General features: G+C 69.1%; 13 protein-coding genes. 5 read left to right on the forward strand and 8 right to left on the reverse strand.

The annotated features are described in order from the left end of the window. Positions 1-160 precede the first annotated feature (160 nt). From dapF to miaA, 3 genes are all read right to left on the reverse strand, one after another. Entirely contained in the window at positions 161-1051 is an 891-nt protein-coding gene (dapF, locus tag ABCR83_RS23345; RefSeq protein WP_462697096.1) for a diaminopimelate epimerase, read from the reverse strand. 40 nt (positions 1052-1091) lie between these two features. Then, entirely contained in the window at positions 1092-1595 is a 504-nt protein-coding gene (locus tag ABCR83_RS23350) for a hypothetical protein (RefSeq protein WP_462697122.1), read from the reverse strand. A gap of 107 nt (positions 1596-1702) precedes the next feature. After that, the gene (gene miaA / locus ABCR83_RS23355; protein WP_462697097.1) at positions 1703-2641 is read right to left on the reverse strand and encodes a tRNA (adenosine(37)-N6)-dimethylallyltransferase MiaA; all 939 of its coding nucleotides are present in this window, start codon (positions 2639-2641) and stop codon (positions 1703-1705) included. 182 nt (positions 2642-2823) lie between these two features. On the opposite strand from miaA, the gene ABCR83_RS23360 reads away from it, so the two are divergent. Both ABCR83_RS23360 and ABCR83_RS23365 read left to right on the forward strand, forming a co-directional pair. Then, positions 2824-3072 (forward strand): hypothetical protein, encoded by a 249-nt coding sequence (locus ABCR83_RS23360; RefSeq protein ID WP_462697098.1) that lies wholly within the window; start codon positions 2824-2826, stop codon positions 3070-3072. A 34-nt stretch (positions 3073-3106) separates the two neighbouring features. Beyond that, complete coding sequence (locus ABCR83_RS23365) at positions 3107-3352, forward strand: antitoxin (protein ID WP_462697099.1); 246 nt, start codon at positions 3107-3109, stop codon at positions 3350-3352. Positions 3353-3427: 75 nt separating this feature from the next. Here ABCR83_RS23365 and ABCR83_RS23370 read toward each other — a convergent pair whose 3' ends face one another. Together ABCR83_RS23370 and miaB are read right to left on the reverse strand one after the other, a co-directional pair. Further along, a complete protein-coding gene (locus tag ABCR83_RS23370) occupies positions 3428-4138 on the reverse strand; it encodes a class III extradiol dioxygenase subunit B-like domain-containing protein (RefSeq protein WP_462697100.1) in 711 nt (236 codons plus the stop codon). 49 nt (positions 4139-4187) lie between these two features. After that, positions 4188-5780 carry a tRNA (N6-isopentenyl adenosine(37)-C2)-methylthiotransferase MiaB gene (miaB, locus tag ABCR83_RS23375; RefSeq protein ID WP_462697101.1) on the reverse strand — a complete coding sequence of 531 codons (1593 nt, stop codon included), beginning with the start codon at positions 5778-5780 and terminating at the stop codon, positions 4188-4190. Positions 5781-5929: 149 nt separating this feature from the next. On the opposite strand from miaB, the gene ABCR83_RS23380 reads away from it, so the two are divergent. Beyond that, on the forward strand, positions 5930-6496 hold the full coding sequence (locus tag ABCR83_RS23380; protein ID WP_462697102.1) for a Uma2 family endonuclease: 567 nt from the start codon (positions 5930-5932) through the stop codon (positions 6494-6496). A gap of 67 nt (positions 6497-6563) precedes the next feature. On the opposite strand, the gene ABCR83_RS23385 is transcribed toward ABCR83_RS23380, so the two are convergent. Beyond that, on the reverse strand, positions 6564-7292 hold the full coding sequence (locus ABCR83_RS23385) for a hypothetical protein (RefSeq protein WP_462697103.1): 729 nt from the start codon (positions 7290-7292) through the stop codon (positions 6564-6566). Positions 7293-7524: 232 nt separating this feature from the next. On the opposite strand from ABCR83_RS23385, the gene ABCR83_RS23390 reads away from it, so the two are divergent. Both ABCR83_RS23390 and ABCR83_RS23395 read left to right on the forward strand, forming a co-directional pair. After that, complete coding sequence (locus ABCR83_RS23390; RefSeq protein ID WP_462697104.1) at positions 7525-9807, forward strand: 2OG-Fe(II) oxygenase; 2283 nt, start codon at positions 7525-7527, stop codon at positions 9805-9807. Between the two features lie 1008 nt (positions 9808-10815). Beyond that, positions 10816-11238 (forward strand): helix-turn-helix domain-containing protein, encoded by a 423-nt coding sequence (locus ABCR83_RS23395; protein ID WP_462697105.1) that lies wholly within the window; start codon positions 10816-10818, stop codon positions 11236-11238. A gap of 76 nt (positions 11239-11314) precedes the next feature. On the opposite strand, the gene ABCR83_RS23400 is transcribed toward ABCR83_RS23395, so the two are convergent. Both ABCR83_RS23400 and ABCR83_RS23405 read right to left on the reverse strand, forming a co-directional pair. Continuing rightward, positions 11315-13369 carry a KedN5 family methylcobalamin-dependent radical SAM C-methyltransferase gene (locus ABCR83_RS23400; protein WP_462697106.1) on the reverse strand — a complete coding sequence of 685 codons (2055 nt, stop codon included), beginning with the start codon at positions 13367-13369 and terminating at the stop codon, positions 11315-11317. Between the two features lie 70 nt (positions 13370-13439). Then, the gene (locus tag ABCR83_RS23405; protein ID WP_462697107.1) at positions 13440-14225 is read right to left on the reverse strand and encodes a methyltransferase domain-containing protein; all 786 of its coding nucleotides are present in this window, start codon (positions 14223-14225) and stop codon (positions 13440-13442) included. Positions 14226-14285 lie beyond the last annotated feature (60 nt).

Below are 14285 nucleotides of genomic sequence, written 5' to 3' on the forward strand. Positions count from 1 at the left end.
GCATCGACCGGCGGTCGGCTCACGCCTCCAGACCGGTGCTTGATGCTACCGACCCCATCACGCGCCGCTCACCCGCTCTCGCCCGGAGTGAACCGGATCACCCATTCGAGCGAGGTGTAAATCCGGAAACCCGGTAAGCGGAGCGAGGGCGAACGGGCCGTCAGCCGATGGCCGCGCGCAGCCAGGACGCGTCCAGGGTGCCCTCCGCGACGATGACCGCGGGGCCGGTCATCTCGACCGTGCCGTCCGGGTTCTCACCGATCACCAGGCGCCCGCCGGGCACCTCCACGGTGTACTGGACGGGGTGGCCGAGAACGGCCGGGTCGGCGCCGTCCCGGCGGGCCGCCGCGACCATCACCGCGCAGGCGCCGGTGCCGCAGGACCGGGTCTCGCCGGAGCCGCGCTCGTGCACACGCATCGCCACCCGGCGCGGGCCACGGTCGACGACGAACTCGACATTGACGCCGTCCGGGTAGGCGGCGGCGGGGCTGACGGCGGGGGCGTCCAGCAGCCTTCCGGCGTCGGCGAGGTCGGCGACGAAGGAAACGGCGTGCGGATTGCCCATGTTCACCTGGCGCGCGGGCCAGGAGCGCCCGCCGACGGTGACGGTGGCCTCTCCCTCGGGCAGCCGGGCCCGGCCCATGGCGACGGTGATCTCGCCGGGCTCACCGTCCGGGCCCGCCTTGGCGATGTGCGCCCGGCGGATCCCGGCCCGGGTCGCGATCGCCAGGTCGCCCTCCTCGGCGAGGCCGGCCCGCTGCAGGTAGCGCGCGAAGACCCGGACGCCGTTGCCACACATCTCGGCGATGGTGCCATCGCCGTTGCGGTAGTCCATGAACCACTCGGCCTCGCCGGCCATCGCACGGGCCTCGGGGTGCGCCGCGGCCCGCACGACCCGCAGCACGCCGTCCGCGCCGATGCCCGCCCGCCGGTCACACAGCCGCGCGACGGCGTCGGCGGACAGCTCGATCCGCCCGTCGGGGTCGGGGATGATCACGAAGTCGTTCTCGGTGCCGTGGCCCTTGAGGAAGGCGATTTGTGTGGTGCTCACGTTTCGATGATACGGGGCACCGGGCGGGCGGGGCCGGGGCTCAGCGCAGCCGGGCCACCCGCCACACCGCGAGGACCACCACCACGGCCACCAAGGCCGTGTACGAGGCCACATACCGCCAGTCGGGGCGGCGCCCCGAACCGCGCTGGGGCAGACCGGGCCAGGTGTAATCGACCCGGCGGGCCGCCATCACCGCCCACCCCGCGGCACAGCAGCTGATGAGCAGCCCGAGCATGGCGACGACCGGACCGCCGTCGCCGAACTCGAAGGCGAGCGGGAAGGCGAACATCAGCGAGCCGATGGCCGCGAGCACCACGATGGGTACGAGCTGCCAGAGGCGCAACCGACGAGGTGGGCGCAGCTCCCGGAAGGACGCGGGTGCGGTGTTCTCCACAACGGCGTCCGGGGTGTCCTGCGGGCCGTCCGGAGTCAGTGCCTCCGGCTCTCCTCCGGCCGTCTCCCCCGGACTCCGTCCGGGGGCGCCCCCCGGGAGGTGCCCGCTGCCGGGCGGCTGTTGTGATCTGTCACGAGGGCCGGCCTCCATCGCCACGCGCCCTCCCAACCTGGACTTCACGGCTCGCTCGGAACTTGATGATGGCACGCTGCGGAAGGGCCTCATGACCCATGGCACTTCCCGATGCCATCACGTGATCAGGCTGTGACCGTCCGTTCGACCAACGCCAGCGCTCGCTCCGGGAGTTCCGCGTGCCGGTCCGCGGCACCGCTCAGCCAGTGGACCCGGGAGTCGCGCCGGAACCATGAGTCCTGACGGCGGGCGAACCGCTTGGTCGCCCGTACGGTCTCGTCCCGCGCGGCCTGCTCGGTGCACTCTCCGGCGAGGAACGCGAGCACCTGCTGGTAGCCCAGCGCCCGGGAGGCCGTGCGCCCCTCGCGCAGCCCTGCGCGCTCCAGGGCGCGCACTTCGTCGACCAGCCCGGCCTCCCACATGCGGTCGACCCGGGTGGTGATCCGCTCGTCCAGCTCGGGGCGGGCCACGTCGACACCGATCTGCACGGTGTCGTAGACGGCCGTCTCACCGGGGAGGCCGGCGGTGAAGGGCCGGCCGGTGATCTCGATGACCTCCAGGGCCCGGACGATGCGGCGGCCGTTGCCGGGCAGGATCGAGCGGGCGGCGGCCGGGTCCACGGCGGCGAGCCGGGTGTGCAGGGCGCCCGGCCCGTGCTCGGCCAGTTCCGCTTCCAGCCGGGCGCGTACGGCCGGGTCCGTGCCCGGGAACTCGAGGGCGTCGATGGCCCCCTTGATGTAGAGGCCGGAGCCGCCGACCAGCACCGGGGTGCGGCCCTCGGCGAGCAGCCGGTCGATCTCCGCGCGGGCCAGCCGCTGGTACTCGGCCACGCTGGCGGCCTCGGTCACGTCCCAGATGTCGAGCAGACGGTGCGGCACGCCCTGCCGCTCGGCCATCGTCAGCTTGGCGGTGCCGATGTCCATGCCCCGGTAGAGCTGCATGGAGTCGGCGTTGACGACCTCGCCGTCCAGGTGCTGGGCGAGGGCGACGCCGAGGTCGGACTTGCCGGCCGCGGTGGGTCCGACTACGGCGATGACCCGCGGTGCGGGAACTGCGTTTCTCACCGGACCAGTCTCGCAAACCTCGGCCCCGGCCCTCGAACGAGCTACGTGACGCGACGGCACCGGTCTCGTTGCCTGTTGCGAGGTTCCGACAGCCGGTTCACCTCCGGTGCCCGGAAGCGGTGCAGTGGAACGCTCCGGGCGACGCGGGATTTCGCTCAGACCAGTAAGGTAATGGAGTTGATATGGGCGTGTTTTCAAGGTTTCGCCGTCGGAAGTCGGAGGCGTCAACAGAAGAGGCCACGACTGCCACTCTGACGGCGGAATCGGCCGACGCCGCCGAGACGGCCGGTGCCGAGCCGGAGGAGGCTGCTCCGGAGCAGGCCGCCAAGGCCGAGGACGACGCTGCCGACGGGGGCGAAGTCGAGATCCCCAAGCAGCAGTCCGCGGAGAAGGCGGCGGACAGCGAGGCCGGTGAGGGCGCCCGCAAGTAGCTTTCTTGACGAGGAATGACGAGGTTAGGTGCCCATGGGCCTGTTCGACGATCTCAAGACCAAGCTCGGCCCGGTGAAGGACAGGGTCGGCGATCTCGTGCAGCAGCACGGGGGCCGGATCGAGCAGGGGATCGAGAAGGCCGCGCGGGCGGTCGACGCCAAGACCGACGGCAAGTACACCAACCAGATCAGGACCGGCACGGGCAAGGCCAAGCAGGCCCTTGACCGGCTTGCCGAGCACGACGGCAAGGGCGGCGCCGCAGGCTCCGGCACCTCCTGACGCCTCGTCGGCGAACGGCCGCGGAGCAGCCCGCTCCGCGGCCGTCGCCGTGTCCGGCCCGGTTCCGCCGGGCCGTCACGACCACGTCGCGACGTGGTAGCCGACTCCGTACGGCGCCTCGTCGTACAGCAGCGCACCACGCAGTCCGGCGTTCTCGCCCGCGCCCGCGAGCAGCTGCCAGGGCGCCCGCCCGGCGGCCTTCAGCTGGTGGGCCAGGTCGGCGTCGAGCGCAGCCAGCGCGGCGGTGTCCGCGGTCCCCAGCGCCCGTGCCGAGCCCGCGTCGAAGTCCTCGGCCCGCTCGTCGAGGTAGCCGGGTGCCTTCAGGCTCCGGCAGGCGCTGCCGTCGCCCATCACCAGCAGCGCGAGCCGCTCCTCCCCCAGCGCCGACTCCCGGCCCTGGCTCAGGCAGTCCTCGGCCGCCAGCCGCTCCGCCACACCCAGCCCGGTCACCGGCGCGGCGGACCAGCCGGTGCGCTCCAGCAGCCAGGCCGCGACCGCCAGCGAGACCGGCAGTTCCCGCTCACCGGCGGGGCCGCCGGTGCCCAGCCGCACGTCGAGCGGCACGCCGAAGCCCCGGAACGAGCCGACGGCGCCCTGGGGATGCGTCCCCCGGCCGGACGGCTCGGCGGGCCCGACGACCAGCAGCCGGTCGGGCCGGGCGGCGGCGGCCACGGCCACCGCGTCCAGGCAGGCGGCCCGCAGCGCGTCCAGCTCGGCCGCGGCTCCGGCGGCGACTTCCGGGACGAGCAGCGGCGGACAAGGGCATACGGCAGCGGCGACGAGCATGCCGGAACGATACGCCCTTGCCGCGGAGGAGGACCGGTCCGTCCGGTGATCAGTCGCAGCCGCAGCCGGCGGCGACCGGAGCCGACGTCGGCGCGGGCGCGCCGATGGTGGGGATGCCCAGCATGACGCCCCGGGGCTGCGCCGCCGCGGCGTTGCGCTTCTCCCACGCGTCGCCCGCGCGGGTGCGGCGCACGGCCTTGGCGGGTCCCTCGGCAAGCAGGTGGTGCGGGGCGGCGTAGGTGATCTTCACGGTCACCACATCGCCCGGCCGGACCGGCTCGTCGGGCCGCTGGCTGTGCTCGTCGTTCACCCCTCGCAAGCTCGGATTACCGGGCTCGTCGTTCACCCCTCGCAAGCTCGGGTTGAAGTGGACGAGCCGGTTGTCGGGGGCCCGGCCGGAGAGCCGCCGCGTTGCGCCGTCCTTGCGGCCTTCGCCCTCGGCGACCAGGATCTCCAGCGTGCGGCCGACCTGCTTCTTGTTCTCCTCCCAGGAGATCTCCTCCTGGAGGGCGACCAGCCGCTCATAGCGCGCCTGCACGACCTGCTTGGGGATCTGTCCCGCCATTTCGGCAGCCGGGGTCCCGGGGCGCTTGGAGTACTGGAAGGTGAACGCCTGCGCGAAGCGCGCCTCGCGCACCACATGCATGGTCTGCTCGAAGTCCTCCTCGGTCTCGCCGGGGAAGCCCACGATGATGTCGGTGGAGATGGCCGCGTCCGGCATGGCGGCGCGCACCTTCTCGATGATGCCGAGGTAGCGCTCCTGGCGGTACGAGCGGCGCATCGCTCTGAGCACGGTGTCCGAGCCGGACTGCAGCGGCATGTGCAGCTGCGGCATCACGTTGGGGGTCTCCGCCATCGCGGCGATCACATCGTCCGTGAAGTCCCGCGGGTGCGGCGAGGTGAAGCGGACCCGCTCCAGCCCCTCGATCTTCCCGCAGGCCCGCAGCAGCTTGGAGAACGCTTCGCGGTCACCGATGTCGGAGCCGTAGGCGTTGACGTTCTGCCCGAGCAGGGTGATCTCGCTGACACCCTCGGCGACCAGCGCCTCGACCTCGGCCAGGATGTCGCCGGGGCGACGGTCCTTCTCCTTGCCGCGCAGCGCGGGGACAATGCAGAAGGTACAGGTGTTGTTGCAGCCGACGGAGATCGAGACCCAGGCCGCATAGGCGCTCTCGCGCCGCGTGGGCAGGGTCGAGGGGAACGCCTCCAGCGACTCGGCGATCTCGACCTGGGCCTCCTCCTGGATACGGGCGCGCTCCAGCAGCACGGGCAGCCTGCCGATGTTGTGCGTGCCGAAGACGACGTCGACCCACGGCGCCTTCTTCACGATGGTGTCACGGTCCTTCTGGGCGAGGCAGCCGCCCACGGCGATCTGCATGCCGGGCCGCCTGGTCTTCATCGGGGCCAGCCGGCCGAGGTTGCCGTACAGCTTGTTGTCGGCGTTCTCCCGCACCGCGCAGGTGTTGAAGACGACGACGTCGGCGTCGCCCTCGGCGGTGCCCTCGGGTGCGCGCACGTACCCCGCGTCCTCCAGCAGGCCGGACAGCCGCTCGGAGTCGTGGACGTTCATCTGGCACCCGTAGGTGCGAATCGCGTAGGTCATAGGTGAACGCACGGCAAGGCTCCGGTCGATGCTGGTCATGCAACAAGGGTAGGCGGTGCCCGGGGAAGCTCCCGCCCCGAGCACCCCCCAAGATCAACGCCGTGTTCGGTCCTGGCACCGCAGCGAAGCACGATGCCGGGTGTCCGGTCCGTACGATGGCAGTACCTCGTGGTGGGCAGGGAGGCGCGATGAGCGTGATGTATCCGGAGTACGCGCAGTGGCTGAGCCAGGTGCGGCGCTCGATGAAGCTGCCCAAGGCGGTCAAGCTGCTGTTCGACCAGGGGCGCCTGTACATGTCTCCGGTGACGGAGGCGCACAGTGAGGCGGATGATTCGATTCGATCGCAGCTGGCGGAGCAGTTGGGCGGGGAGTCCGGTCTGCACGTCACGCGGGACAAGGGTGTGCTGCCGGAGCTGGACGGTTACACGCCCGAGCCGGACGTGCTGGTGGTGGACGCGGGTGCGCTCGGTCCGGGGGATGCTTTTGTCGATCAGAAGCATGTGCACTTCGTCGCCGAGAGCGTGTCCCGCTCGACGGTCGGGCAGGACTATGGGCGCAAGCTCAACCAGTACGCGGCGCGCGGGATCCCTACGTATCTGATTGTGGACGTGCTGACCGGGGAGTGTGTGCTCTACCAGGTGCCGAAGGGCGACGAGTACACCTCGGCCGTGCCCTACCGCTTCGGTGAGGAGATCGCGTTCTCCCTCGCCGGGTTCGCGGTGACGGTGCGTACCGACTTCAAGAAGATCCGCTGAGGCCGGTCCGTCCGCCGGCCTGCACAGCACGGCTCCATGGGCTTGGCTGTTGCGCCCCCACAGGCGGTCACAGTGGCCCCGTCCGCAGGACGCAGTGGTAGTTGTCGGCGCCGCAGGTGCGCTCCAGAGTGCGCACGATCCTCTGGGCGTCATCGCGCGGGCCGTTGATGTAGAACGGCTTGCCCTGGCGGCCGAAGCCGATCCGCGGGGCGGCCGGGCCGGGCCCGCCGAGATACACGGAGGCCAGTGCGAAGTCCGGCGCGGGTTCGAAGCCGAGGGCGCGGGCGTATGCCACGCCGCCGTGCACGATGCTCTGCGCCTGCTCCAGGCCGATCCGCACCGGCGGCTGGTCGAACACCCGGTAGTAGTCGCGCACATAGGCGTCCAATGATCCGCTGCCCATCGTCCGGGGGCCGAGTGTGTCCTTGACGCCGAGGCAGTAGACGTCGACCAGGAATCCGCAGACGGTGACCCTGCTGGCCCGCTCCTGACGGGCGATCAAGACCTGGGCGAAACCGGCTGCGTTGGGGTCCTCGGCGCCTTCGGCGTCGGCCCGCGCCCAGTCGGGGGCACTGGACAGATCCAGGCCGGTGCTCCAGCCCGCACTCACCCAGCATCCCACCACCGGCCGGTCGGTTGGTGCGGCCGAGCTCTGCTGCTCCTCGGCCGCACGGCGCACCAGTGCACTCGCCTGGGCCGGGCGCAGCCCGAGCACCCGCGCGATCTGCTTCGGCCCACTGCCTTTCTCGCGCAACGACCGTACCCGGCAGAGCAGTTCCACATCATTGTCGTTCACGGTGCCATGGTTCCGCAGAGCCGGGGCGCGAGGTGTGGGGATTCGCTGTCCTCGTCGCTGTCGGTGAAGGCTCTGGTGGGCGTGCGGGCCGGCCGGCGCGCCGGTCGGTCCTCGGCTGCCCGGCTGTCAGAGGGATGGCGACCTCGTACGGGTGAGAGGGCTGTCGGCTGTTCCGCCGCTCCGTAGAGTCGGGTCGCGGGCGATGGGCCGCGGAAGCCAGGAGGACGGGCACATGGCGGGGACTGCGAGGGAGCGGCTGGGCGCGCTGCTCGGCGGGGCGAAGGCGGCGGGGGAGTTCAGCGCCCGGATCGAAGCGCCCGCGGACGGCATCGGACTTGAGGTGGCAGGGGTCGGACCGGTGCGTCTGCCGCTGCGCGCACCGCAGGTGCGGAAGCTGATCGCGGTTGCGCGTCCGGCGTTGTTCGGGCGGGGGGAGGACACCCTGAGCGACAGCAGCGTGCGCGACACCTGGCAGATTCCCCCGGGCCAGGTCACGCTGGGCGGCCCGTCCTGGCCGACGCTGCTCGACGGCGCACTGGAGCACTTCCGGGACGAGCTCGGGCTCCCCGCGTCCACCCGGCTGCGGGCCGAACCCCACGCGCTCCTTGTGTACGGCAAGGGGCAGTTCTTCCTCCCCCACCAGGACTCGGAGAAGGACGACGCCATGGTGGGCACATTGGTGCTGTCCTTGCCCTCGGCGCACACCGGCGGGGAGCTGGTGATCGGGCACGCCGGGCGGAGCCGGTCCTACCGTGCGTCGAAGACGGAGCTGAGCCTGGTGGCCTTCTACGCCGACTGTCCACACGAGGTCACACCGGTCAGAAGCGGCTACCGGGTGACCCTCACGTTCAACCTGCTGGCCGAACGGGGGGCTCCGGAGCGGGAGTCCGGCCCGCTCGACGACGTACTGCACTGCCTGGAGGATCACTTCAGCACACCGGCCAGGCCGCGCTACGGCACTCGGGAGTCCGATCCGCCCCGTCGTCTCGTCTACCTGCTCGACCACGAGTACACCCAGCGTGGCCTTGGCTGGGACCGGCTCAAGGGCGCAGACGCACAGCGCGCCGCGCTGCTGCGTGCCGCGGCCGACAGGGCGGGGTGCGAGGCGCTGCTCGCTCTCGCCGAGGTGAAAGAGACCTGGGACGCCACCCCGGCCGGGTATGCCCCTTGGGACGACTACGACGAGGAAGAGGAAGAGGAAGAGGAGGCGAACGCGAGCGAGGACGAAGACTACGAGCTCGGCGAGCTGATTGACGATCAGATCACCCTCGGCTGGTGGACCGGTACGGACGGCACCGGCGGCGAGCAGATTTCGCTGTACGTCCGTGACTACGAGAGCTGCGCCAGCACCCCGAGCACGGACCTGAAACCCTACGACTCCCAGTACGAGGGCTATATGGGCAACTACGGCAATACGCTGGACCGTTGGTACCGGCGGGCCGCGGTTGTGGTGTGGCCGCGTGAGCGGGCCTTTGCAGCGCGCGGTGAGGCCGGATCGCGGTGGGCGCTGGAGGAACTCCGGGCCCGCATCGCGAAGGGCGACCGGGACGGTGCACGTACTGCGGCCGAGTCCCTCGCACCGTTCTGGAAGAACAGCGGTGTGCAGCCCGGCCAGTTGGAAAGCGCCCTGAGGGTGGCCGCGGACCTGGAAGCGGCCGAGACCGCGGCGATGCTCCTTGAGCCGTTCCCGGTGAACGCGCTCACCGAGGGACACGCGGGCGCCCTGGCCGCGGTGGCCGAACGGTACGGCATTTCGTGGCTGCGCCAGGTCGTCGAAGGCTGGTTCGGTGCACAGCATCGTTTCGTGGAACACCGGTACGACTGGACCGAGCATCTGCCCCGGCTGTGCGCGAAGCTGGAATCCGCCGGGGGCTCACCGGTCGCGAGGCTGCTGTCGGCCGGGGTCTGGACCCAGGCGGACGGGGACCTGCGGCTGTGGACCACGAGCGGGCCGGCCGGGATCCGCCGGGCGCGGCTGGAGCAGCTGAGCCTGCCGCTGCTGCACGTCCTGGAAGCGGCCGAGGAGGAGCTGCGTGGCCGGATTCTGGCAGCGTTGCGCACGTACCCGGACACCGTCCTTGAGTGCCTAATGCCAGTGGTGCGCCGTGCGGCCGGGGAACGGACGGCGGGGGTCGAGGCGCTGGCGCGGGAGTGCGGGGACAGGCTCGGCGCGATCGTGCGGCAGGCGCCGCGTGAGGGGGACGACTGGTCGATGGCGTGGACCGGGTGCGGCTGCGAACTGTGCGGCACCCTGGGCGCGTTTCTCGACTCCAGGTCGCGACAGGTGTGGGAGTGGCCGCTGGCGAAGGACGGACGACGACACGTGCACAGCCGGATCGACTCGGCCGAGTTGCCCGTACGCCACCAGACCCGGCGGCAGGGGCGTCCGTACACGCTCGTGCTGACGAAGACCGAGGAGCTGTTCACGCGTGATCAGGCGGCCCGCCGCCAGGCCGAAGCCGACCTGGCCTGGCTGGCCTCGGCGTGGAACATTCCCCGTGCGGTACGGAGATGAGCCTGTGGCCGTGGTCGCCGACATCACCTCTCCCTGAGAGGTGTTTGTGAAAGCTACGACCCGTAGGTGTGAATCGCGTAGGTCATAGGTGAACGCACGGCGAGGCTCCGGTCGATGCTGGTCATGGGAACCAGGGTAGGCGGTGGGGGGTGATGCCCATATCCCCGGAGCCCACCGCCGGCCCCTCTACGGTGGCCGGGTTCGCCGACGCCACCGGCCAGGCCTCCCGTCCCGGTAAGGGAGCGTGCCCGCGGGAACTGAATTCTTCGACGCGCAGCCACCATTTCGCATTCTGTTCCCGGGAGGCCGGGCGAGTCGTCCGGAATTAAAGACCACCGGCATCAAGGACTAATTCGATTCGCCCGCAAGGCGGGACTCCGGCGCGCTGGAACGGAGGCGGTCAGGCGAGAGCACAGACGGGCGAGGTGCGCGGCCACGGAGCGTTCCCCTGCTTGGACCACAAGATCCCCAGGGGTGCCACACGAGCGCCTCAGACGCTCAAGTGGGCCTGTTCTCCAGCGGACTTGAAGGACATGACGTCGACTTGTCAAGGCCGCCGACGACATTGCGAAGGGATTTCTGCCGCACCCTCAGGCCCCGGCTCTCGGGCGCCGCCCGGAATGCCGGACCCGATACCATCGACCCCAAACCAAGGGGCTAATGCTTGCGCCGTTCCGGATTGACTGCTTTTGAGTGGGGTATCTGATTCGTGTCACGCCGACCGATAACTCTCGGCAGATTCCACACGCTTGACACAAGAAGGAATCGAGATTTATTCTGGGCCGGTCCCTTTAATCGGACGTTTTTTCGTCGCACGTTGACCTGCGACGCTTCCTGCCTATCTGCAGCGGTTCCTGGTGTCCATGGAGTCGGGTTTCTTCCTGGCCATGACCGAGCGAGGGGAACGTGACTGGAGGATTCAAAAGATCCGATGTTCAATTACTTCGGTGGCCAACCGAAGCCCACCGAAGGGAACACTATCAACGGCTCGGCGTATTACGACTTCTTGTGGTCGAAGCAGCCCAGGCACCACCTGTCTGCTCCGACCTGCGAGAAGACTGGATACGAGCCCCGGCAAGCCAGGAGGACGTCAGCACTCGCATAGCTTCGCTCATTGCCCGCGCCCAAGCCGACAGCATTCCCCGGATCGACCAGGACGGAATTCTGCGACTCTCCGGGCGCTTTGTTACGGTCTCCCCCACGGAGACGACTCTGGTTGAAATGCTGGTCAAGAATTATCGCAAAGTGGTGGCCCGTGAAGCGCTACGCGCCGAACTCGCCGAGCAGGACAGTCAGGCGAGCCGCAACGCGCTCGATCTACACATAAAGCGGCTTCGGCGCCGCATCAGCCCCCTGGGGCTCACCATACGGACAGCATGGGGCCGCGGTTACATCCTGGATTCTGATCCACTGCCGGTTCCGGAGGCCTGAACCGGCATCAGCTCGCCGCACGCATCGCCGGAATGCCGTTCCCGTGGGAGGAACCACGGGAACGGCATTCCGACCGTCAGGCGCAGCCCCCCTTGTCCGACTTCAGCAACATGATCGCCAGCGGGGGCTCGGCACGCTCCCGTGGTTCTTCCGGCTCGACCGTGGCCGGATCACCGTCGCCTCCCCGTCGGCCGACGGCGGTGGCCACGATCTCCTCCCGGGTCATCCCCATGAAGTGCACCACGATCTCATGGTTGGTGGACGTGACGGCCGACTCCGCCCCGGTCCGGTAATAGAGATCGACAGTGCGCGGCACCGGAGAAAGGTCTGGCTCACGGTCCGCTCGCAATTCGGCGACGATGCCGGGGACGTCATAGGCCAGTTGTACGTTTCTGCGGAGGTAGTATTCCTCGCCCTGCACGAGTTCGATCGGGAGGTCGTCATCGTCGGGCGATATGTTCCCCGGACGGTAGACGGGTTGCGTGAGCAGGTCATAGCGGAAGATCTCGTCGAGCAACGGGGCCACATCGGCCGGCACCAACGGACGCACCGATTCGGTCCACCAACGGTACAGCAGACGCTCGGCCGCGGGCTCCGTGTAGAGGTAACTGATCGCCGCGCCAAAGGAATTGGTTCCACCGACGGCCGTGGTGAGAGCGGAACGCAGAGGCACGGCGGCCGCATCGTCCACCGTGGCGATCCAACTGTCCAGGTTGCGCAGCACCTGGGACTGGCCAATCCCCGCCAACTGTCGCAGCCCAACCCAGATGTAACGGAGCACCGCGTTCTCGGCAACCACCCGGGCCCAGAAGAGGAATCGTTGCATCTGCTGGTTCTCGGCGAAGGTCATGGTGTTGTGCGAGAGCACGTATTCAAAGTCGTCATGGTCACCCCGCACCGCCTTGATGCCGAAGAGCTCCTTCTTCTCCATGTAGTCGGTGTTGGGCAGCAGCAGTATCGGGTAGATCGCTATCCGGGACACCCTGCGTGCCAGCCGGTCGTAGCCCTCCATAAAGGATTCGACAGTTTCACCCGGCGCACCCCAGATCAACTCTGCGTAGCAGTCCAGTCCTTCCTTGTCCAGCCAGGCGGCGAGATCCTCCCATTCGTTGACCTTCATATTGCGCCGGTTCATGTTCTCCAGGGCGTTGTCGTTGAGGGTCTGGAGCGCGAGGGTGAAGGAGCTGCGCATCCCCGCGTCCTTCATCATCTTGACAATCCGAAAGAACGTCTTGGACTTGTTCTTGGCCCAGGAGGTCTCCAGTGCCCGAGGGAAGCCGTATTTCTCCCTCGTCTCGATGAGCGCCTGAACGAACTCGACGTCCTGCTGCAACAGGCCGAAGTTGGCGTCGCAGGCCACAATGGTGTGGACCTTGAGCTTGGCGAACAGCTCGAGCTCCGCCCGGAGCCGGTCCATCGAGAAGGCCCTCACCTTCTGCCCCACGGCACCGCCCCAATAGCAAAAGGCGCACTTGTACGGACAGCCTCGGTTGGTCTCCATCAGGGCCACGTCGTACCGGAACCGGCCCTCCTCGTCCGTGAGATCCAGGGCACCGGTGAGAAAGGGCGAGGGGATGATTTCCAGATCCTCGATCCGATCCCGATCCGCAGTATTGACGACCTCGCCCTCGGCGCTCCGGAAGGAGATGCCGGCGACCGCGCCGAGCTCGTGCTTGCCGGTTCCGGAGAGATAGCTGCCGAGCAGGTCCCGGAACGTCAACTCTCCCTCGCCGTTGACCACTACATCCACCTCGGGGAACATCCGGAAGACGCGCTCGGCCTGCTGGGCCACATGAGTGCCGCCGAACACCACCCAGCCGTCCGGGTTCAGCTGTTTGAAGGTGGCGGCCAGGGCCCCGAAGGAGTAGAAGTTCCAGCCCAGCACGGAACAGGCCAGCACATCGGGTGTGCCGAAGGCAAACATCGAGTTGGCCATCGCGGCATTGGTGGCACCGCCCCGGAAGTTGTGAATCGTGATGTCGGCCCGTTCCCGGATGCGGTCATCGGCCAGGGCCGTCGCCTTGAGATAGCCCGATGCCAGGGGCATCGATTCCAGCGGCATGTCCCAGACGCCCTGCTGCACCAGGAACACCGATGTCTTGTCCTGATCACTGTCTGCAACGCTCGTCACATGCGCTCCTTGGGTCCGCGGAGTGGAATCGACGGGGATCCAGGCCACTGCCACGCGGCCCGTCGTGACGTCACGAGCCGAGCGGCCGCCGTGCGGACAACAGGAGGTATCCGAGTTCCGGCACCTCCTCGATCCGCTCGGTGATGGCGATGACCTCGTCGATGGCCGGTGCGCTCATCACCGGCGCCAGAGTGTGGCGGGCCGCCCGAAGCAGCGTGGCGTGGCGGGCCCTGGTGGGCCATACATGCACGCTGATGTCGGCCGCCTCCACAGGCTCGAGACTCGCCTGCCGAAGCTCGGCGACATACCGGTCGAGGTCGGTGAGCGTCTCCACCAGGGCAATCCGGCGGAAGTCGGCGAGGATCGGGGCGCCGGCGGCAGACACCGGGGCCGTCAGATAGTAGTCCGTGGTCTCGAACCGCCCGCCCGGCTTGAGGACGCGTCCTATCTCCCGGAGTGCCAACGCCCGGTCGGGAATCTGGAACAGGAACTCCAGGGCGTAGACGGCGTCAAAGGAGGCATCGGGGAAGGGCAGTGCCAGGACGTCGCCGTACCGGAAGGACACTCGGTGGCCGAGTCCTTCGGCTCGGGCCGCCGCGTTGGCCAGGGCGATCTCGGACTCGGTGATGGACACTCCGACGACCTCGGCTCCGCTCGTCCTGCCCAGACGGATGCCGGGTTCACCGATCCCACAGCCCAGATCGAGCACCCTTTCGCCCGGCACGCACCTGATCCGGGAGATGAGCAGGTCCGTCATGCGTGACGCGGCCTCGGTCACGGAGGCGCCCGGTGGCAACCCCTCCCAGTAGCCGTGGTGCAGTGTGGACCCGAGGACCCGGGACACATCCGTGTACACGCCCGTCGGGCCATCCTGTGTGTCGCGGGTATCATCCGGCGCCGCATTTGCCATCGTGCT

It is taken from the genome of Streptomyces xingningensis, from assembly GCF_054957865.1.